We start from the raw sequence: 19,251 nt of genomic DNA, 5'->3' as shown, positions 1-19,251 counted from the left end.
ATGGTACTGCAGGGGGGACCCTGTGGGAGAGTAGGACGCCGCCGAACAATTCTTCAGAAGAACCCCCATCCGGGATCCGGATGGGGGTTCTTCGCATTTCCGGACTGTCTCACCGGTCGGTGTCACTTCCTCCACTCGCAGGTGGTCCTAGGTCCACCTCGGGATTGGGGTGCCATGGCCAGTGTGGGTGCTGGACGGTTCGTGAAGACTGATGGAGGACGATCGGTACCGGCATCAGGAGCTTCCCGTGACAACAGTGAGTCGTACGAGCGGCGCGTCCGTACGTGCTCAGGCCCAGGCGGCCTTCAAGGCCGGCGGTGAGGGGCTGGCGCGGCTCGGTGTGGTGGTGTTGGCAGCGGTGCCGGGGGTGGTGCTGCCGGTGGGCGCGGCGATCTTCTCGGGGGCGATAACCGCCCGGCTCCTGCAGTCGTACGACCTGGGGCTCTTCCTCGCGCTTCTGGTGGCAGTGGCCGCCGGTGGTGTGGTGGCCGCAGCCAGCGTCCGCCGTACTGCGAACCGCACCCGCGGCCAGTTTGAGCGCTGGTTCGGCATACGGCTGCCGGCGGTCTACGAGCCCTGGCCGGAGCTGGAGTTGGACGGCCGGGGGCACTGGTGGACGGGCTACACCTACCACCGGTCGCGGACGGTGGCGAAGTACGCGCAGATCGTCCACTGGGGCCTGCGGGACCGGACCACCCGCGGCGAGCTGCTCTGGCTGCTGGTGAACCCGTTCCTCGTGGTGGCCCTGGCCGGCCCGGTGGCCGTCCTGCTCGGGCTGGGCGTCGCCTACGCCCTGTCCTCGCAGGTGCCGGCGGACGACTTCGGCCCGCTGAGCGGCCGGATGGCGTCCATGCTGCTGAGCGTCGTGCTCGGAGCCGCCATGGTCGTCGGCGGCATACTCCTGGCCCCGTTCGCGGTGCGGATGTACGCGGAGGCCGCCCGCCGGGTGCTGGACCAGGACGGCCGGGCGACGCGGGCCCAGCTGACCAGGCGGGTCGTCGAGTTGACCGAGACGCGGGCGGACGCGGCGGGCAGCCAGGCGGCCGAGCTGCGACGGATCGAGCGGGACCTGCACGACGGCGCCCAGGCGCGACTGGTCGCGATAGGGATGACGCTGGGCACCATCGAGCACCTGATGGACACCGACCAGGGGGCCGCGCGGGAGCTCCTGGCCGAGGCTCGCCAGTCCTCGGCCCGGGCCCTCCAGGAGCTGCGGGACCTGGTGCGCGGCATCCACCCGCCGGTGCTCGCCGAGCGCGGACTCGGCGATGCCGTCCGGGCCCTCGCGCTGGACAGCGCGCTGCCGACCGAGGTGTGCGTGAGCCTGCCGGACCGTCCGCCGGCGCCGGTGGAGGCCGCCGTGTACTTCAGCATCTGCGAGCTGCTGGCCAACGCGGCCAAGCACTCGGAGGCGGAGCAGGTCTGGGTGGACATCCTCTACCGGGCCGGCCTCCTGCGGATCACGGTGACGGACGACGGGGTGGGGGTGGCGGACCCTTCGCGGGGTACCGGACTGCGTGGTATCGAGAAGCGATTGGGTACCTTCGACGGTGTCCTCTCCATCGACAGCACGTCGGGCGGACCCACCACCATCACCTTGGAGTTGCCGTGCGAGTTGTCCTCGCCGAGGACCTCTACCTCCTTCGCGAGGGCCTGATCCGGCTGCTGGAAGCGCACGGCTTCACCATCGCCGCGGCGGTGGAGACCGGTCCCGAGCTGCTGGAGGCGCTTCTGACCCACCGGCCGGACGTGGCCGTGGTCGACGTCCGGCTGCCCCCGACGCTCACCGACGAAGGCCTGCAGGCCGCGCTCAAGGCACGGCGGGAGATCCAGGGCCTGCCGGTGCTGGTGCTGTCGCAGCACGTCCAGCAGCTCTACGCGCGGGAGTTGCTGGCCGACGGCACCGGGGGGATCGGCTACCTGCTGAAGGACCGGGTGTTCAACGCCGGGCAGTTCATCGACGCGGTCCGCCGGGTGGCGGCCGGCGGCACGGCGATGGACCCGGACGTGATCGCCAAGCTGATGGAGACCACCGCGCGCAGGCCCGGTCCGTTGCTGCGGCTGTCCCCGCGGGAGCGCGAGGTGCTGGAACTGATGGCCGAGGGCTGTTCCAACTCGGCGATCGCCGCCCGGCTGTCGGTGAGCGACGGTGCGGTGGCCAAGCACATCGCCAACATCTTCGGCAAGCTCGACCTCGCCCCGGACGAGGACGCCAACCGCCGGGTGCTGGCCGTACTGGCCTACCTCAACGGCACGGCGAGGCAGACCCGCTGACGGTCCGGCCGGCCCCCGGCGCCGATCCTCACGGTGCCGGGCCGGCGTTCGGCCGCCGCACTGTGACACCCCAGGCTGTGGGAACGCTTAAACACGCGTACGAGTAAACTCCGGTGGGCCGAGCCCGGAGGCTGCTCAGCCGTCCGGCGGCCCGACCAACGGGACCCGGCAGCCGAGGCACTGTACGCCAGCGGCCGACATCCAGGGGTTGATAGACGTAATGGCACGCCCAACGCTCACCAAGGCCCATCGTGGCCTGCTCGGCCTGGTCGCGGCCGGTGCCTGCATCATTTCGGGCATCGGCTTCGCGGGCTCGTACAACGCGGTGCGCGAGCTGGCCGAGGAGAAGGGCTTCGGCGCCTTCTCCTACGCCTTCCCGATCGGCGTGGACGCCGGCATCGTCGTGCTCCTCGCGCTCGACCTGGTGCTGACCTGGCTGCGGATACCCTTCCCGATGCTGCGGCAGACCGCGTGGCTGCTGACCGTCGCCACCATCGCCTTCAACGCGGCCGCGTCCTGGGGCGACCCGCTCGGCATGGGGATGCACGCGGTCATTCCGGTGCTCTTCGTCGTCGTGGTCGAGGCCTCGCGGCACGCGGTCGGCCGAATAGCGGCGATCACGGCGGACCGCCACATGGAGTCGGTCCGGGTGATGCGCTGGCTCCTCTCGCCGGTGCCGACCTTCCGGCTCTGGCGGCGGATGAAGCTCTGGGAGCTCCGCTCCTACGACGAGGTCATCCGACTGGAACAGAACCGTCTGGTCTACCGGGCGCAGCTGCGTTTCCGGTACGGCCGCGGCTGGCGCCGCTCGGCGCCGATCCAGGCGCTGCTGCCGCTCAAGCTCGCCAAGTTCGGCGTGCCGCTGGACCCGGCGCTGCTCGACCGGCTGGATGACGAGGGCCGTGTGCGCGAGGTCCCGGAGGCGCTGCCGGAGCAGGAGGCGCAGGGGATACCCGGCCAGGAGAACCGCGCCGCCGCGGCCATCGCCCCGGTCGCCGAGGCCCCCGCCCAGCAGCCGCAGCAGCCCCAACAGCCGCAACCCTCGCAGCAGGAGCCGCAGGCCGCCCAGCAGGCCGCTCCGCAGGTCCAGCAGGTTCAGCAGGCTCAGCCCGAACAGGCTGCGGCACAGGCACAGGCACAGGCACAGGCACAGGCACAGGCACAGGCACCCGCGGCCGTCGCGCCGTTGTCCGCCGAGGTCGCCGCGCCGATGCTCGCGAAGCTGGCCGCCGTCCGGCTGCGGGCCGCCCAGGAGCCGGACGAGGTGGCGGACGCCGTCCCGCAGCCGCGCGGCGAGGAGCTGAACGTCTGGACCGAGCGCCCGGTCCGCACCACCGGCCACCCGGCCGACGCCGCTCCGGGTGGGCGGGTGCCCGGTCAGGCCTCGCCCTGGTTCAAGCCCCCGCGCCCGGTCGCCGAGGAGCCCACCGCCCTCGCCGCCACCGCCTCCACCTCCGCCCCCGAGCCCGAGCCCGGTCCGCAGGCCCAGCACGCGGCCGGCTCGCAGCGGCAGCCCGAGCAGTCCGACCAGCTTGAGCAGCCCGCCGAGCACGAGCAGCAGGTCCCGGCCGAGGAGCGCGTCCACGCCGAGCAGCCGGTCCACGCCGAGCAGCGCGCGGTTGCTCCGGTGCCCGCGCGCCTCGACCCGGACCTCGCCTACGAGGCGCTCGTCTCCTACATGGACAGCTACGGCCACCAGCCCGACCCCCAGCGCCTCGCCGACTGGCTGACCAGGGAGTTCGGCGTCACCGGCAAGGGTCCGGACGGTTCGGTCCACCCCAAGGAGGTCGCCGACCTGTACCCGGAGCTGAACGAGCGCTACGCCGCCGCCGGGAGGGACTGACCGCGGCCGCCACCGTCCGGTGCCGGGGCGGCCATTGACGCCCGTACCCGCCGGAGCTACCTTCGCCTCAACAAACTGTTGAAGCGCTGGTTCGGCATGGAGGAGTGCGGATGACACGGGTCGGGGTCGACGGAAACGGGCCGACGGACGGGGCCTCCTTCTCCACCGCGGCCCGCGCCGCCGTGGAGGCGCTGCTCGCCCCCGTCGACGCCGGTCTGGCACGCCGTTACCCGGGCGAACCCGGGACCAGGCAGCCGGTGCACACCGTCTACGTCCCGGCCGACGCCTTCGGTGCCGACACCGTGCGGGAGTGGGGCCGCCGGGCCCTGGAGGCCTTCGACCGGCACGCCGCCACCCCCGCCGAACTGGCCCGCGCCCTCGGCGTCGCGGACGACGAACTGCTCGCCGACGTGCACGCCCGGGTCCGCGCCAAGCTGGAGCGCGAGCCGATCGAGGACCTGCGGATCGACTTCGAGGACGGCTACGGCCCCCGCCCCGACGCCGAGGAGGACGCGGCCGCCGTCCGCGCCGCCGGGCTGGTCGCCGCCGCGGTGGCCGGGGGCGGCGCCCCGCCGTACCTCGGCATCCGGATCAAGTGCATGGAGGCCGCCGTCCGGGCCCGCGGCATCCGCACCCTGGAGCTGTTCCTGGCCACCCTGCTGGCCCGCGGAGGGCTGCCGGAGGGCCTGGTCCTGACCCTGCCGAAGGTGACCTACGCCGAGCAGGTCACCGCGCTGGTCCGGCTGCTGGAGGACTTCGAGCGCCGGGCCGGGCTGCCCGCCGGCCGGATCGGCTTCGAGATCCAGATCGAGACCACCCAGGCGATCCTCGGCCCGGACGGCCGGGCCACCGTCGCCCGGATGATCGAGGCCGCCGAGGGACGCGCCACCGGCCTGCACTACGGGACCTTCGACTACAGTGCCGCCTGCGGCGTCAGCGCGGCCCACCAGAGCATGGACCACCCGGTCGCCGACCACGCCAAGGCGGTCATGCAGGTGGCGGCCGCGGGCACCGGGGTCCGGCTCTCCGACGGCTCGACCAACGTCGTCCCGACCGGTTCCACCGAGCAGGTGCACGCCGCCTGGAAGCTCCACCACGGCCTGGTCCGCCGCTCGCTGGCCCGCGCGTACTACCAGGGCTGGGACATGCACCCGGCGCACCTGCCCACCCGCTACGTCGCGGTCTACTCCTTCTACCGCGAGGGCCTGGCGGTCGCAGCCGCCCGACTGGTCGCGTACGTCGCGAAGGCGGGCGGCGACGTGATGGACGAGCCTGCCACCGCCCGGGCGCTGAGCGGCTACCTGCTGCGCGGCCTGGACTGCGGCGCCGTCGACCTCGCCGAGGTCGCCGCGCTGACCGGTCTGGACCGCGCGCGGCTGAACGCCCTGGCCGGGCGCTGACCCGTCGGCGGCCCGTGGCCGGCCGCCGGCCGCCGGTCCTCCCGTCGTGCGCCAACTAGGCTGGCGGTGCCGCCCCGGTGTCCCGGGGCGGGCGCCGTCAGCCTTCGCCGTCCTCGGGAGGACCTCCCCGCCATGTCCGCCACGCCGGAGCCCACCGCCAGGCCGTACCTCACCATCCGGCGGGCCGGCAGCCACGAGACCGAGATCAAGAAGTCCCGGTTCATCTGTCACCTCGCCCGGGTCGCCGACGAGGAGGAGGCGCAGGCGTTCATCGCCGGCATCCGCAAGCAGTACTGGGACGCCCGGCACAACTGCACCGCCTTCGTGGTCGGCGACGAGCAGCGCCGCGAGCGCTCCAGCGACGACGGCGAACCCGGCGGCACGGCCGGGGTGCCGATGCTGGAGGTGCTGCGCCGGCGCGGGCTGACCGACACCGTCGCCGTGGTCACCCGGTACTTCGGCGGGATCAAGCTCGGTGCGGGCGGCCTGGTGCGGGCGTACGGCAACGCGGTCTCGGCGGCGGTGGACGGGATCGGCCTGCTGGAGCGGCGGCCGGTCGCGCTGCTCGCGGTGACGGTGGACCACGTCCGGGCCGGGCGGGTGGAGAACGACCTGCGGGCGGCCGGGTACACGGTGAGCGATCTGGCCTACGAGGCCACCGGGGTGCGGATCGAGGTGGGCGTGCCGGAGCCGGACGTGGCGGAGTTCCACACCTGGCTGGCGGAGGCGACCGGCGGTACCGCGGTGGCGGTCCCGGCCGGCCGCACCTATGTCGAGGTGCCGGTCTGAGCGGTGCCGCTCCGAGCGGCAGCGGTCCGGCCGCGGGGCGGGTGGCACCTCGTGGGTCCCGGGGGACGGACGATCCGCGGGACGGCTCGTCGGACGGCCCGTGACCGGCCGTTTCCGGTAGCCCAGGCCTTGCGCCACGCGGAAGAACGCTTGAGCAGATTCACCCGAACGTAGTGTCGTTGCCCGGAGTTGGAACTTCCGCTCCGGGCCGTGGCGTTTCCTGGGCAAGGTTCCGGCAGAACCGGACGAAACCGTCGATGGAGGACACAGGACCCGACCCCGCACCGCGGAGGTATGCGCATGACCTCAGACCGTTCGACCTCGAATCCCCTGTCCGCGACGAACCCGATCTCCAGCCGCCCGACCTCGAACCGTCCGACTTCGTACCACCCGACCTCGAACCACCCGATCGCGAACCGCCCCGCCCCGAACCGCGTCCGCGCGCACGCCGCCGCCGACCTGCCCGGCCCCCGCGGTCCCGCGACGCCCTACCGGATGACGGTCACCACGCTCCTCGGGCACGCCGAGGCCGTCGCCCTGGCCGACGAACAGCTGGCCTCCTGGCTGAAGCAGGAGGGCTACGAGGAGCCCCCACCGGCCCACCGCGCCCCCGTCGGGCAGAGCGCCGAACCGGCTCCCACCGCCGAGCGCCTCCGCCTGGGCGAGCGCGTCCTGCTCGACCGCGACCTGGGCCCGCTGCGCGAGGGCCCGGGCGCCGGCCGCTACGACCGCCGCCGCCTGCGCACCCCGGCCCCGCACGGCACCCAGCAGCTCACCCTCACCGTGGCCACCGCGGCGGACGGCCCCACCTGGGTCCGGCTGGAGGCCGAGACACACAGCACCGGCAGCGGTGTGCGCACCCCGTGCCGGGTGCCGGTGCCCGAACTCGCCCGCTCGCTCCTCCCGCTGCTCGACGCCACCGACGGCCCGTCCGCCGTCCGCTCCACCCCCCGGGTGATCACGGCCGACGAGGTCGACGCCCTGATCGACGAGCTGTGCGACCCCGAGCGCAGGCTGCCCACGGTGGTGGCCAGCGTCCCGGTGAACCTCCCGCTCGACCGCTGGGTGGAGGACGTGGTGGCCCCGCTCTGCCAGCAGCTGCCCGGCCTCGCCACCACCTACGTGCTGGACCCCGGCGCCCGCACCGGGTTCAACGTCGCGCTGGAGTACCACACCGTCTACGGCGGAGCGGTGCGCACCTACCTGCCCGAGGTCGACCCGGCCTCCCGGCAGGACAGCGCCCGACATCCGGTGCTCGCCCGGGGCCGAATAGAAGAGGACCTGCGCCGCGCCGCCGGGCTGCTCGCCCGCGAGCCGCGCCGCCTGGCCGCGGAGCAGCCGCTGCCACCGCCGCTCGCGGCCGTCCCGGTGCTGCGCGTCCCGCCGCCGCAGCTCCGCGAGCCCGCCGAGCGGTCCGCCCAGCAGTTCGCCGAGCGGTCCGCCGAGCAGACCGCGGAGCAGACCGTCGAGCGGGCATCCGAGCAGGCCGGGCGGACGGCTGGGCACGTCGTCGGGCAGGCCTGCGAACAGGTCGCCGAACGGGCCGCCCCGGACCAGGGCGACGGCCTGGCCGCGCTCGTCCGCGAGGAGCAGCAGGACCGCGCGGAGCAGCAGGCCCGGGCCGACGAGCTGGAGCGGGTCCGGCACACCCTGCGCCTGGAACGCCGCGAGCACCGGGAACGGGGCCAGGGCCGGGAGGGCCGCGACGGCCGGGACATCCGGGAGGGCCGCCTCCGCTCCGGAACCCGCGCCCTGACCGGACGCCACTGCGTCGCACCGGGCAGTGGTCCGGTCGTCGGGCCGCACTCCGTCGCCCAGCTCCACGACCACCGGGGCACGCCCGAGACCTTCTCCGAACTCATGGCCAGACTGGGCGAGTTCCCGCTGGTGACCTTCACCGGGGACCAGAAGAACGCGCTCGCCCTGGACGAGCTGCAGTGCGCCGGCGCGGGCTGGGCCCGGCTCGCCTGGGACGGGCTGACCGCCCTCCAGGAGTACGCCGAGGCGGCCGTCCGCGGCGCGGCCGGCGGGGACTTCAAACAGTGGTGCGAGCGAACCCCCGAGGGCTGCCACCGCTTCCCGCCCCGCAAGGCGGTCCGCGGGGAGTCCAGGACGGTGTTCAGCCACACCAAGTGGAAGCGCGAGCGGATGCTGCCGGTGCCGGAATGCGTCGACTCCTCCCGGCGCGCGTTCATGGGCGCGCACCTGCGGATCGGCGGCGGCCGCACCGCGCCCCGGCTGCACTACCTGGACGACTGCTCCGGCAGCGGCCGGATCTACGTCGGCTACATCGGTCTGCACCTCACCAACACCCGGACCAACTGAGCGGCTTGGCTGACCGCTGCGTCCGTTCGGGGGACAATGTCCGGCAGCGGCGGGTCCACAGGTTCGCCGATCGCCCCGGGCAGGCGCCGGACGAGCATGGGGGAACGACGACCGATGCAGTACCCAGCAGACGGCCAGTCCGACGGAACCGCCACCGTCCAGTTCCCCCGGCCGGGCTTCCTCGCCTCGGTCTTCCGCGACCTCGGAGCCGAGGAGGAGCAGGAGCCGGGCGACGCCGTCGCCGGCCGCCCCGGTGGGGGCACGGCCGGTGACGGCCCGTCCGGCGACGGCCCGGCAGGTGGCGATCCGGCAGGTCGCGGTCCAACCGGTGCCGGTCCGTCCGACCCGGACCCCGTCGGCCCCGGCCCCGGCCGAGCCGACCACGGAACCGGCCACTCCGGCCAGTCCGGCCCCGCCGAGGCCGACCAGGACGAGGCCGTGGCGGCGCACGCCCGGGCCGCCGCCCTGACCCACCACCGCACCCGCACCGTCCAGGCCGAGCACGACCGGCTGGCCGACCTGCTGCGACGGGCCGCGCTGCCCGTCTCGGCCATGGACTTCGAGAGTCAGCTGCGCCACTACCAGCCCCGCCCCTACCCGGCCGACGGTCCCGCCGCGGCCGAGGACTCCGAGCCCCGCTGGGAGGACTACGCTCCCGCCGAGCCGCCCGCGGCCGACCCGGACAGCGGCCCCTCCCGCCGGCTGCTCGACTCCGGCTACCAGCGCGAGCTGGCCCAGGCCCGGCTCACCCACCAGCGCGCCCTGCGCGAGTGGCGCACCCGCCGGGCCGAGGCCGGAAGCCCGGCCGCCGACGAGTCCCGGCGCGCCCACGAGGCGGCCGAGGAGGCCCGGGCCCGCGCCGTGCGCGAGTACAACGAGAGCCTGGAGGAATGCCGGCGGGCCTACCGGCTGGCCGAACCGGCCGCGGTGGAATCGCTGCTGGAACGGGCGCTGGCCGCCGCCGAGACCGCCACCCAGGACCTGCCCGCCCCCTGCCGGGCGGTCTTCCGCCCGCTCACCCGCACCGCCGTGCTGGACCTCGACCTGCCGCCGCTCGACCTGGTGCCCTCGCTCACCGGCTACCGGCTCGACCCGGACGGCGACATCCGCCCGGTGCCGCGCCCGCCCGCGGACCGGGCCACCGACTACCTGCGGCTGGTCGCCCGGCTCGCCCTGCGCGCCCTCCAGGCCGCCGACGCCGTCGACACCGACGAGATACTCGCCGGCGTCGTCCTCAACGGCTGGCTGCGCGACCCCGCCGCGGCCGAGCCGCTCTGCCTGGTCAGCGTGGACGCCGACCGCGACGCACTGGCCCGCACCCGGCTGCTGCCGCCGGGCACCCCGTACGAGGAACGCGACGACGAGGGCGTCTACGCCGACGCCGAGCAGGACGAGGCCCTGGTGCGGCTGCGCCAGCTCGGCGCCGCCGTCACCCCGGACCCGTACGACCGGGCCGGTGTCCAGCCGGCCGCCCGGGCCGGGGCCACCGTGCCGGCCGCCTCCGACCTGTCCGCCAACGAGTTCGCCCAGCTGGTGCGGGACCTGCTGACCAGGGGCGGGATCGCGCAGTGGAGCGTCCGGCTGCGCGGCCCGGCCGGGCTGGTCGCCACCGGCGAGGGCGCGCCCGGGACCGCGCTGCCCGGCCGCTGGGTGGTCTGGGCCTCCCGGGACACCGCGTCGGTCGGCGCCGAGCAGATCGAGACCCTGGCCGAGGCGGTCGGGGAGGAGTCCGCCGAGCGCGGGCTGCGGCTGACCACCGGCCGCTTCACCGAGGAGGTGCTGGACCTCACCGCCGAGGAGAGCCACCGTCACATCCACCTGATCGACGGCGACGGCGTCCGCGAACTCGCCCACACCCACCTCGGCCTGCCGCTCGCCACCGGCGGCTGACGGGCCCCTCGCCCCGGCGGGGCGGCCTCACTCCGACAGCCCAACCGGCGGCCCATCCGGGGGGCGCCCGAGCGGGCCCGGGCCGAGGCTGGGGGCACGGCTCCCGGTCGGGCCCGGCACCCCGGGTGATCGCCGTCGAACGGGCGTCCGGTACGGTCGGCGGTCGGCCCGGTCACGGGCGGATCCCAGGGGGAGAGGAATGGGCAGAACGCTCGGCGGACCACCCGGTGAAGGCCCCGGCCACCAGGCCGGACCCGGGACGGAGTCGGCCCGATGACCGCGGTACTGGTCGCCGCCGCGGCGTTCCTGATGACCCTCGTCGGCGGCTTCGTGGCCCAGCGCACCCGCGACCGCCGCCACCTGGTGCTCGGCTTCGCCGCCGGTCTGATGCTCGGCGTCGTCGCCTTCGACCTGCTGCCCGAGGCGATCCACCAGGCCCCGAACGAACTGCACGGCGTCCCGCAGGCGCTGCTGATGTTCGCGGCCGGCTTCCTCACCATCCACGTGATCGAGCGCGCGGTCGCCATCCACCGCGGCCACGAGGGCGAGTACGCCGCGCACTCCCACGGCCACCAGCACGGGCACACCCGCTCCGTCGGGCACCAGGGCGTCGGGATGACCGCCGCACTGGCCCTGGTCGGGCACAGCATCATGGACGGCTTCGCGATCGGCGCCGCCTTCCAGGCCGGCACCACGGTCGGCACGGTGGTGGCCATCGCGGTGGTCGCGCACGACTTCGCCGACGGCTTCAACACGTACACGATCACCCGGCTGTACGGGAACAACCGGAGGCGGGCGCTGACCCTGCTCGCCGCCGACGCACTGGCCCCGGTGTCCGGCGCGGCGATCACCCTGGCGTTCACCATCCCGGCGCACCTGCTCGGCCTCTACCTGGGCTTCTTCTCCGGCTTCCTGCTCTACCTGGCGACCTCGGACATCCTCCCCGAGGCGCACAGCCCGCACCCCTCGCGCACCACCCTGCTCTGCACCGTGGCCGGGGTCGGCTTCATGTGGCTGGTGATCGGCTTCGCCGGCTGAGGCCCGTACGAGGCCCGTACGAGCCCGCACGAGGCCCGTACGAGGCCCGGGCCCCCGCGATGCCCTCGAACACGGCGGCCCTCAGGCCGGAAGCCGCCCCCAGCACTCCCGCATCGAGGCCAGCGCCTCGGTGATGGCCGGACGCCGGGAGGCCTGGGAGCGCCAGAGCGCGAACACCCGGCGGCCGGGCTCCGGCGCCACCCGGCGGACCGCCACCCCGGGCGGCAGCGGGCCCCGTCCGAGCCTGGGCACCAGACCCATGCCCAGACCGGCCGCGACCAGGGCGATCTGCGTCTCGAACTCCCCGACCTGGTAGCGCACGTCCGGCTCCTCGCCGGCCTCGCGCAGCGTGCGGACCAGCCAGTCGTGGCAGATGTTGCCCGGCGGCACGCTGATCCAGCGCTGCCCGCACAGCCGCTCCACCGGCACCGGGTCGAGCGCGGCCAGATCGTCGTCGGCGGGCAGCAGCAGGTCCACCGGGTCCGTGCCGAGGTCCATCCGGGAGACCCCCTCCTGCACCGGCAGCGGCACGGTCGGCCAGTCCTGCACCAGCGCCAGGTCCACCTCGCCCCGGGCCACCAGTTCGGCCGCCGGGTAGGGGTCGCGCTCCAGCAGCCGGACGTCCAGCTCCGGGCAGCGCCGCCGCAGATCGGCCAGCGCCCCGGGCATCAGTCCGCGGGCACCGGACGGGAACGCGGCCACCAGCAGCCGCCCGACGGCCCGGCCGCGCTGCTCCTCCAGCCGCACCTCGGCCTGCTCCACCAGCCCCAGCACGGTCCGCGCGGTGACGGCCAGCTCGCGCGCCGCGTCGGTCAGCACCACGCCACGGCCCTGCCGTTCCAGCAGCACCGTGCGGGTCTCCCGCTCCAGCTTGGCGATCTGCTGCGAGACCGCCGAGGGCGTGAAGCCGAGCGCGGCCGCCGCCCCGCCGACCGAGCCGTGCACCGCCACCGCGTGCAGCGCCCGCAGGCGCCCCAGATCCATCATGCAGTGATCCTAAAGTGTCCGCTTCAGTATTCATCGCTGGTGCTACACGGTCCGGGGTCGCCATGCTCGACCCATGACCGCGACAACCGCCGCCGCCCCGAGCGGCCGCACCAGCACGGGCAGCACCGGCAGCACGAGTGGCACGAGTGGCAACGGCGGTCCGGGCGGCATGAGCCCGCGCCACATCGCCCTGGCCGTCCTGGTGGCCGCCGTCTGGGGCCTCAACTTCGTCCTGATCCACATCGGCCTGGACAGCTTCCCGCCACTGCTCTTCTGTGCCCTGCGGTTCGCCGCCGTCGCGGTGCCGGCGGTCTTCTTCGTCGGCCCGCCCAGGGTCGCCCGGCGCTGGGTGGTGGCGGTCGGCGTGGTCCTCGGGGTGGTCAAGTTCGGGCTGCTCTTCCTCGGCATGCACGCCGGGATGCCGGCCGGACTCTCCTCCCTGGTGCTCCAGGGGCAGGCCGGCTTCACCGCGCTGTTCGCCGCCCTACTGCTGCGCGAGCGCCCCGGCCGGCAGCGGCTGGCGGGCCTGGCGGTCGCCTTCGCCGGCATCGCGCTGAGCGCCTGGGACCAGGGCGCGGGCGGACCGCTCGGGGCCTTCGCCCTGGTCGTCCTGGCCGCCCTCGCCTGGGGCCTGGCCAACGTGCTGACCCGCAGGGCCGCGCCGCCGGACGCCCTGCGCTGGATGGTCTGGGTCAGCGCCGTCCCGCCGCTGCCGCTGCTGGGCCTGTCCCTGCTGGTCGAGGGGCCCGACGCGGACCTGCGCGCCCTGCGCGGGATCACCCCGGCCGGACTGGGCGCGATCGGCTACGTCGGGCTGGTCTCCACCCTGTTCGGCTTCGTCGCCTGGAGCTTCCTGCTGCGCACCTACGACGCGACCGCCGTCGCGCCCTACTCGCTGCTGGTCCCGGTGTTCGGGATGTCCTCGGCCTGGCTGCTGCTGGGCGAGCGGATCAGCCCGACCGCCGCCGCGGCCGCGCTGCTGGTGATCGCCGGGATCGGGATCACCGCGCTGCGGCCGGGGGCCGCTACCGGCGTGGTGGCCCGGCTTCGAGGAAGCGGGCCTCGGCCGAGCGCAGCACCCGCAGCAGCACCTCCTCGTCGGCGGGGCTGACCTCGCCGAAGTACTCCTGCGCCACCTCGTCCCGGACCTGCCCGATCCGCTCCACCGCCGCCCGGCCGGCCTCGGTCAGCAGGATCCGCACCGCCCGCCGGTCGGCCGGGTCGGGGCTGCGCTCGACCAGGCCGGCCTCCTCCAGCGCGTCGACCACGGTGGTCGCCGAGCGCGGGGCGATGTGCAGCTTGTCGGCGAGGTCGCTCAGCCGCATCGCGTGGTCCGGCGTCTCGCAGCCGGGGACGTGGGCGAGCGTGCGCAGCGCCCGGGCCTGGCCGGGGGTGATGCCGTACGGCTCCAGCCGCCAGCCGGTCTGACGGCGGATCCGCTTGATCGCCCTGGTCATCGCGTCGGCCAGTTCGGCGGCGGTGTCCGGGGTGCCGGACCGGGGGCCGGAGGAGGGGTCCGCCGGTTCGTCGGTCGGCGTGGTGGTCATCGGCGGTCTCCTCGGCTGGCGTCCGCCCAAGGGTAGCCGTCGGTCCGGGGCCCGCGGCCGGCGGCGGAGGGTGATCGCGGAAATATGTTGAGCTTAGCTCAGTATCTGGGTTAGCGTTGCCCCGAGTGAGGGGACCCTAAGTTCCCCTCCCCGACCTTGGAGGACCCATGCCCCGCTCCGAAGCCCGCGTCGCCACCGACCGCCCGGGCCGTTACGCCAAGCAGCTCACCGCCCACATGGGGCGCAAGATCGAGGCCGTCTACTCGGAGGAGACCGGCCGCGGCACGATGGTCTTCGGCGCCGGCACCGCCACCCTGGAGGCACAGCCCGACGCGCTGCTGCTCACCGTCGAGGGCGAGCGCGAGAACCTGCCCGGCCTGGAGGACGTCGTCGGCCGCCACCTGGTCCGCTTCGGCGCCCGCGACGAACTCGTCATCGCATGGCACCGGGACAACGGCGAGCCCGGCCTCGTTCACCGCAACGAAGAGGCCCCCGAGGCCTGACGCCCCCCGGAACCCGGCCGGGGCAGCCACCGGGCGAACGCCCACAGCACCAGGACGGCCAGGCACCAGCTCGCCACCACGTCCAGCAGCCAGTGGAAATCGCTCCACACCAGCCCCGCGCCCACCCCGAGCGACAACAGCACCGCACCCGCCGTCAACCCCCGGACGGCGCGCGGCCCCGCCACCCGGGCCAGCAACAGCGCCGCCACCCCGTACGCGACCGTCGCGGTCGCGGTGTGCCCGGACGGGTACCAGCCCCACTGGCCCGCCGCCAGCGGCTCCCCGAGCGGACCCGGCCGGCCGAAGGCCGACTTCGCCGGGACCACCAGCAACGGGATCAGCACCGCCGTCAGCGCCGCCACCGGCAGCGGCAGCCACCAGCGCCCGGCCCCGGCCCGGCGCCCGAGCCACGCGGCCAGAGCACCGGCCAGCAGCAGCACCGGGACCGCCGGAACGCTGCTGCCCAGGTCCGACAGGAGGAGACCGAGCCGGTCGAGCAAGGCGTTCGGGAAGTCCCGATGGGCCGAACGGACCGCCCGGCGGACCCAGCGGTCCACGCCGAGCAGCGGCCCCTCCGCCGCGACCTGCCAGGACACCACCACCAGCAGCACCGCCGCGACCACCGGCACCGCCACCGACCGCGCCACCCGGCCCGGAACGGCGGACAGCCGCCCCGGAGCAGGGGGGAGAGCTCCGGGGCGGCCCTGATGATCGCCATTCCGCGCGCCCCGGGGGGTGTGGGTCGGACGGTCGGTCGATCGGCCTTCGGTGGGCGCCGACCCTCCCGGGCCGGCCTGGTCGTCCTCGTGCGGCACCCGCGCGACCGGCCCCGGAAGGGGCCCCGCGGACGGCCGCGCCAACGGCTGAGGCTCGCTGTCCATCTGCGATGACACTACGTCAACAGCCTTTCCGCGCCGAGCGCCTTCAGCGATTCCGCACATCATCTTCACCCCGCGCCGGGCCACCTCCGGGGCACCCCGTCGATCATGCCCGGACCGCCCGCGCGGCACGCCGGAAACCGAACGGCCCGTGCGGACCAAGAGGTCCCCACGGGCCGTTCAGCGCTGTCCGGACAACCCTCCGGCGGGGGGTTCACGACCTGACGGGCGACACCGCTCAGAGGGCGGCGAACGCACCCTCCAGGATGTCCAGGCCCTCGGTCAGCAGGTGCTCCGGCATGACCAGCGGCGGCAGGAAGCGCAGCACGTTGCCGTAGGTGCCGGCGGTCAGCACGACCAGGCCCTCGGCGTGGCAGGCCTTGGCGATGGCCGCGGTGGCCGCCGCGTTCGGCTCCTTGCCGCCCGGCAGCACCAGCTCGACGGCGATCATCGCACCGCGGCCGCGGACCTCACCGATGATCTCGTACTTCTCCTGCATGGCCCGCAGGCGGCCCAGCATGATCTCGCCGATCCGCTGAGCCTTGCCGTTGAGGTCCAGCTCCTTCATGGTCTCGATGGCGCCCAGCGCGGCGGCGCAGGCCACCGGGTTGCCACCGTAGGTGCCACCCAGACCACCGGTCTGCGCGGCGTCCATGATCTCGGCGCGGCCGGTCAGCGCGGACAGCGGCAGACCGCCGGCGATGCCCTTCGCGGTGGTGATCAGGTCCGGGACGATGCCCTCGTCCTCGCACGCGAACCACTGGCCGGTGCGGCAGAAACCGGTCTGGATCTCGTCCGCGACGAACACGATGCCGTTCGCCTTCGCGAACTCCACGATCGCCGGCAGGAAGCCCTTGGCCGGCTCGATGAAGCCGCCCTCGCCCTGGATCGGCTCGATGATGATCGCGGCGACGTTCTCGGCACCGATCTGCTTGTTGATCGCGTCGATCGCCTGGGCCGCGGCCTCGGCGGCGGCGTTCTCCGCACCGGTCAGCCAGCGGTACGGGTAGGCGACCGGCACCCGGTAGACCTCGGGGGCGAACGGACCGAAGCCCTGCTTGTACGGCATGTTCTTCGCCGTCAGCGCCAGGGTCAGGTTGGTGCGGCCGTGGTAACCGTGGTCGAACACCACGATGGCCTGGCGCTTGGTGTAGGCACGGGCGATCTTCACCGCGTTCTCGACGGCCTCGGAACCCGAGTTGAACAGCGCGGTGCGCTTCTCGTGGTCACCCGGGGTCAGCTCGTTCAGCTGCTCGGCGACCGCCACGTAACCCTCGTACGGGGTCACCATGAAACAGGTGTGCGTGAAGTTGCCCAACTGCTCGGTCGTCCGGGCCACCACGGCCTCGGCGCTGTTGCCGACGTTCGTCACGGCGATGCCGGAACCGAAGTCGATCAGCGAGTTGCCGTCCACGTCCTCCAGCACGCCGCCGTTGGCACGGGACACGTACACCGGCAGGGTGGTGCCGACACCGGCCGCCACCGCACCCAGCTTGCGGGCGTGCAGCTCCTGCGACTTCGGACCGGGGATCGCGGTGACCAGGCGGCGCTCCTGCGGGAGCGGCGTTGCGGCGCTCATGGGGTTTCTCCAGACTTCTCGGCTCGGTGCTTCGCAGGCTACGGCCGCCCTCCCCACCCGGGCACGCGCCACTCGGTAGCAGTGCGCCGTCCGACTTGTCCGGCACGGCCAGCGCGAGCGGCACGACTACCCGCAGGCCACGCTCCACTACCCTGAGCGCGGGCGTGTCGCCGGTACGGCGGCATGGGTATGGCGGCACCGACGGCGGTCGGGCCGGGCGGGCGGGCGAGGGAGCGGGGCCGTACATGGCACAGGACGGGGCACACCACCACGGCGAGCACACCACCACCAGCCCCCCGAGCCCCTTGCCCCACCAACGCCCCGGCGGGGGCACCGCCCCCTTCGACCTCGCCGCCTGGGCCTGCGCCCCGCGCCCCGACGCCGAACCGGGCGTCTACCGGCTCGGCTACCGCCGCCTCGACCCGGAGCGGGCGGAGGCGGCCAAGGTCGCCACCTGGCCGCTGCTGCTGCGGGCGGGGCTGAATGCGGTGGTGGGGTGGCCGGCCTTCGTCTACGGCACTCAGCTCGTGCTCCACCTGATCGTGATTACCGTCTGGGTCGAACACCCCAGCGAGACCCTCGTGACTGCTGTCGGGCTGTCGGTGAACGTGTTGGTGGCTGCGGCCGTCATCAAGGTTTTCGGCCGGATGGGCCGCTGGCCCGAGGTGTGGCGCCGCTACGTCACTCCGCTGCTGTCGCGCACGGTGACGCAGGAGCGGCCCGTCGAGGAGGACGCCCCGGGGGCGGCCGAGGGTGTGCGGGGGCAGGATCCGTGGGACGGGCTGCGCCGGGGCGGTGCGGTCGGGGCGGCGGCCCGGCTGGACGGTGAGGCCGTGGGGGACGTCGACTACGTGCGGATCCGGCGTGCCTGGGAGTCCGCCCAGGCGGACCCGGTGTTCGTGCCCGCCTTCGCCGAGCAGGTGGCCTCGCGCGGTGCGGCGGCCTTCGCCCATCCTTCCGAGTCGCGCGAGCTGCCCGGCCGTGCCGAGCGGCACGATCTGCTGCTCGGCCAGGTCCGGCTGGGCACCGCGCAGGACGTCCCGAAGAACCCGTTGGGCCACCGGGCGGCCGGTTTCGCGCTGGACCCGGCGGTGCTGGGCACGTCGCTGCTGGCGGTGGGCCCGGCCGGTACGGGGAAGACGGCGCGGCTGGCCCGGCCGGTGGCGGAGGCGTTGTGCCTGCAGGCGTTGTCGGGTACGGCCTGTGCGGTGGTGGTCGGGGCGGCGGACGCCGATCTCGGCCCGGACGACTGGTACGACGTGGTGATCGCGCCCGGTGATCCGTCCTCGCTGTACGGGCTGGACCTCTACGGCGCCGCACGGGACCCCGACGAGGCGGCCGCCCGGCTGGCCGAGGCGTTGCTGCCGGACGAGCTGACCGCCCGCGCGGAGCACGCCCGGACCGTGTTGCAGCAGGTGGTGGGCCCGTTCCACGCGGCGTACGGCCGTTACCCGGGGGTGCGGGAGCTGCGGGCGCTGCTGGCGGGTGAGCCGGATGTGCTGGCGCCCCTGGTGAAGGCGCTCGGGGTGGCCGGCCGGCTGGCCGTCCACGAGCGGGACCTGGAGCACCGGGAGCGGCAGCGCGACCGGGCGGACGACCCCGGGGCGCTGCTGGCGGACCGGCTGGCGCTGTTGGAGCGGCCCGCCTTCGACGGGGCCTTCGCGACCGACGGAACCGGTCGGCCCCCGTTCGCGATGCGGGTGCTGGACCATCCGCTGCGGGTGCGGGTGAAGTTGCCCGAGCGGAGTCACCCGGAGGCGGCGCGGATGCTGTCCCGGCTGGTGGTGGGGCAGTTCGTGCAGGCGGCCGGGGCCCGCGAGGACCGTTCGCTGTTCGCGGGCCTGGTGGTGGACGACGCCTCGGCGGCGCTGGACGCCACCGCGGTGCGCGGCCTGCAGCGGATGCGCGGGGCGAACGCGGGCGCGGTGCTGTTGCTGCGGACGCTGGTGGACCTGCCGGAGGCGCTGCGGGCTCCGCTGTTCGGCGCGGTCGGCTGCCGGATGGCGTTCCCGGGGATCGCGCCGTGGGACGGGAAGCTGTTCTCGGAGGCCTGGGGGACGCACCTGGTGCAGGAGACCGCGGTCACCCACACCCCCGACACCTCCGGTGGGGTGATACGGCGGGCCGGGCGGGTCGGGCGGAAGGCGTTGTCGGGGACGACGGCGCAGACGGAGTCGGTGACGACGCGGGATGTGGAG

General features: G+C 74.5%; 15 protein-coding genes. 11 read left to right on the top strand and 4 right to left on the bottom strand.

Going from position 1 to position 19,251, the window contains the following annotated elements; genetic code table 11:
- The first annotated feature begins 247 nt into the window (after positions 1-247).
- The 8 genes from ACFVGO_RS37125 (at position 248) to ACFVGO_RS37090 (ending at position 11,559) form a co-directional block, all read left to right on the top strand.
- Positions 248-1,657, top strand: a complete 1,410-nt coding sequence (locus tag ACFVGO_RS37125) for a histidine kinase (protein WP_359909222.1) — start codon at positions 248-250, stop codon at positions 1,655-1,657.
- On the top strand, positions 1,609-2,274 hold the full coding sequence (locus ACFVGO_RS37120) for a response regulator transcription factor (protein WP_359909220.1): 666 nt from the start codon (positions 1,609-1,611) through the stop codon (positions 2,272-2,274). Before ACFVGO_RS37125 ends, ACFVGO_RS37120 begins: the two co-directional genes overlap by 49 nt.
- Positions 2,275-2,494: 220 nt before the next feature.
- Complete coding sequence (locus tag ACFVGO_RS37115) at positions 2,495-4,117, top strand: DUF2637 domain-containing protein (RefSeq protein WP_380636559.1); 1,623 nt, start codon at positions 2,495-2,497, stop codon at positions 4,115-4,117.
- Positions 4,118-4,227: 110 nt separating this feature from the next.
- A complete protein-coding gene (locus ACFVGO_RS37110) occupies positions 4,228-5,517 on the top strand; it encodes a DUF6986 family protein (protein ID WP_380636556.1) in 1,290 nt (429 codons plus the stop codon).
- A gap of 132 nt (positions 5,518-5,649) precedes the next feature.
- The gene (locus ACFVGO_RS37105) at positions 5,650-6,306 is read left to right on the top strand and encodes a YigZ family protein (RefSeq protein WP_359909213.1); all 657 of its coding nucleotides are present in this window, start codon (positions 5,650-5,652) and stop codon (positions 6,304-6,306) included.
- A 300-nt stretch (positions 6,307-6,606) separates the two neighbouring features.
- On the top strand, positions 6,607-8,631 hold the full coding sequence (locus tag ACFVGO_RS37100; RefSeq protein WP_380636553.1) for a hypothetical protein: 2,025 nt from the start codon (positions 6,607-6,609) through the stop codon (positions 8,629-8,631).
- A gap of 114 nt (positions 8,632-8,745) precedes the next feature.
- Complete coding sequence (locus tag ACFVGO_RS37095) at positions 8,746-10,521, top strand: restriction endonuclease (protein ID WP_380636551.1); 1,776 nt, start codon at positions 8,746-8,748, stop codon at positions 10,519-10,521.
- A gap of 273 nt (positions 10,522-10,794) precedes the next feature.
- Entirely contained in the window at positions 10,795-11,559 is a 765-nt protein-coding gene (locus tag ACFVGO_RS37090) for a ZIP family metal transporter (RefSeq protein WP_380636548.1), read from the top strand.
- Positions 11,560-11,640: 81 nt separating this feature from the next.
- On the opposite strand, the gene ACFVGO_RS37085 is transcribed toward ACFVGO_RS37090, so the two are convergent.
- Positions 11,641-12,546 (bottom strand): LysR family transcriptional regulator, encoded by a 906-nt coding sequence (locus ACFVGO_RS37085; protein ID WP_359909201.1) that lies wholly within the window; start codon positions 12,544-12,546, stop codon positions 11,641-11,643.
- A 169-nt stretch (positions 12,547-12,715) separates the two neighbouring features.
- Here ACFVGO_RS37085 and ACFVGO_RS37080 point away from each other — a divergent pair, with 169 nt between their 5' ends.
- Positions 12,716-13,657, top strand: a complete 942-nt coding sequence (locus ACFVGO_RS37080) for an EamA family transporter (RefSeq protein ID WP_359909228.1) — start codon at positions 12,716-12,718, stop codon at positions 13,655-13,657.
- On the opposite strand, the gene ACFVGO_RS37075 is transcribed toward ACFVGO_RS37080, so the two are convergent.
- Positions 13,572-14,093, bottom strand: a complete 522-nt coding sequence (locus ACFVGO_RS37075) for a MarR family transcriptional regulator (RefSeq protein WP_359909198.1) — start codon at positions 14,091-14,093, stop codon at positions 13,572-13,574. The two genes, ACFVGO_RS37080 and ACFVGO_RS37075, sit on opposite strands and share 86 nt — an antisense overlap.
- 167 nt (positions 14,094-14,260) lie before the next feature.
- Here ACFVGO_RS37075 and ACFVGO_RS37070 point away from each other — a divergent pair, with 167 nt between their 5' ends.
- Positions 14,261-14,596, top strand: coding sequence for a DUF2218 domain-containing protein (locus ACFVGO_RS37070; protein WP_359909195.1), 336 nt, complete (start codon positions 14,261-14,263; stop codon positions 14,594-14,596).
- On the opposite strand, the gene ACFVGO_RS37065 is transcribed toward ACFVGO_RS37070, so the two are convergent.
- Complete coding sequence (locus tag ACFVGO_RS37065; protein ID WP_380636543.1) at positions 14,566-15,231, bottom strand: phosphatase PAP2 family protein; 666 nt, start codon at positions 15,229-15,231, stop codon at positions 14,566-14,568. The genes ACFVGO_RS37070 and ACFVGO_RS37065 overlap by 31 nt on opposite strands.
- A 481-nt stretch (positions 15,232-15,712) precedes the next feature.
- Complete coding sequence (gabT, locus tag ACFVGO_RS37060; protein ID WP_359909189.1) at positions 15,713-17,053, bottom strand: 4-aminobutyrate--2-oxoglutarate transaminase; 1,341 nt, start codon at positions 17,051-17,053, stop codon at positions 15,713-15,715.
- A 245-nt stretch (positions 17,054-17,298) separates the two neighbouring features.
- Between gabT and ACFVGO_RS37055 the strand changes: the two genes are divergently transcribed.
- Positions 17,299-19,251: ATP-binding protein (locus ACFVGO_RS37055; RefSeq protein ID WP_380636540.1), on the top strand; the 1,953-nt coding region annotated here is incomplete at its 3' end.

The sequence above is a fragment of the Kitasatospora sp. NPDC057738 genome (assembly GCF_042798815.1).
GTDB lineage: Bacteria > Actinomycetota > Actinomycetes > Streptomycetales > Streptomycetaceae > Kitasatospora > Kitasatospora lactacystinica.
This window is presented reverse-complemented; position numbering and strand designations above follow the sequence as displayed.

Bases quoted from the DNA above. Each gene is read 5' to 3' on its own strand.
- ACFVGO_RS37110 (WP_380636556.1), top strand. From the start codon at position 4,228: ATGACACGGGTCGGGGTCGACGGAAACGGGCCGACGGACGGGGCCTCC.
- ACFVGO_RS37075 (WP_359909198.1), bottom strand. From the start codon at position 14,093: ATGACCACCACGCCGACCGACGAACCGGCGGACCCCTCCTCCGGCCCC.
- ACFVGO_RS37090 (WP_380636548.1), top strand. From the start codon at position 10,795: ATGACCGCGGTACTGGTCGCCGCCGCGGCGTTCCTGATGACCCTCGTC.
- ACFVGO_RS37100 (WP_380636553.1), top strand. From the start codon at position 6,607: ATGACCTCAGACCGTTCGACCTCGAATCCCCTGTCCGCGACGAACCCG.
- gabT (WP_359909189.1), bottom strand. From the start codon at position 17,053: ATGAGCGCCGCAACGCCGCTCCCGCAGGAGCGCCGCCTGGTCACCGCG.
- ACFVGO_RS37080 (WP_359909228.1), top strand. From the start codon at position 12,716: ATGAGCCCGCGCCACATCGCCCTGGCCGTCCTGGTGGCCGCCGTCTGG.
- ACFVGO_RS37115 (WP_380636559.1), top strand. From the start codon at position 2,495: ATGGCACGCCCAACGCTCACCAAGGCCCATCGTGGCCTGCTCGGCCTG.
- ACFVGO_RS37085 (WP_359909201.1), bottom strand. From the start codon at position 12,546: ATGATGGATCTGGGGCGCCTGCGGGCGCTGCACGCGGTGGCGGTGCAC.
- ACFVGO_RS37070 (WP_359909195.1), top strand. From the start codon at position 14,261: ATGCCCCGCTCCGAAGCCCGCGTCGCCACCGACCGCCCGGGCCGTTAC.
- ACFVGO_RS37095 (WP_380636551.1), top strand. From the start codon at position 8,746: ATGCAGTACCCAGCAGACGGCCAGTCCGACGGAACCGCCACCGTCCAG.
- ACFVGO_RS37105 (WP_359909213.1), top strand. From the start codon at position 5,650: ATGTCCGCCACGCCGGAGCCCACCGCCAGGCCGTACCTCACCATCCGG.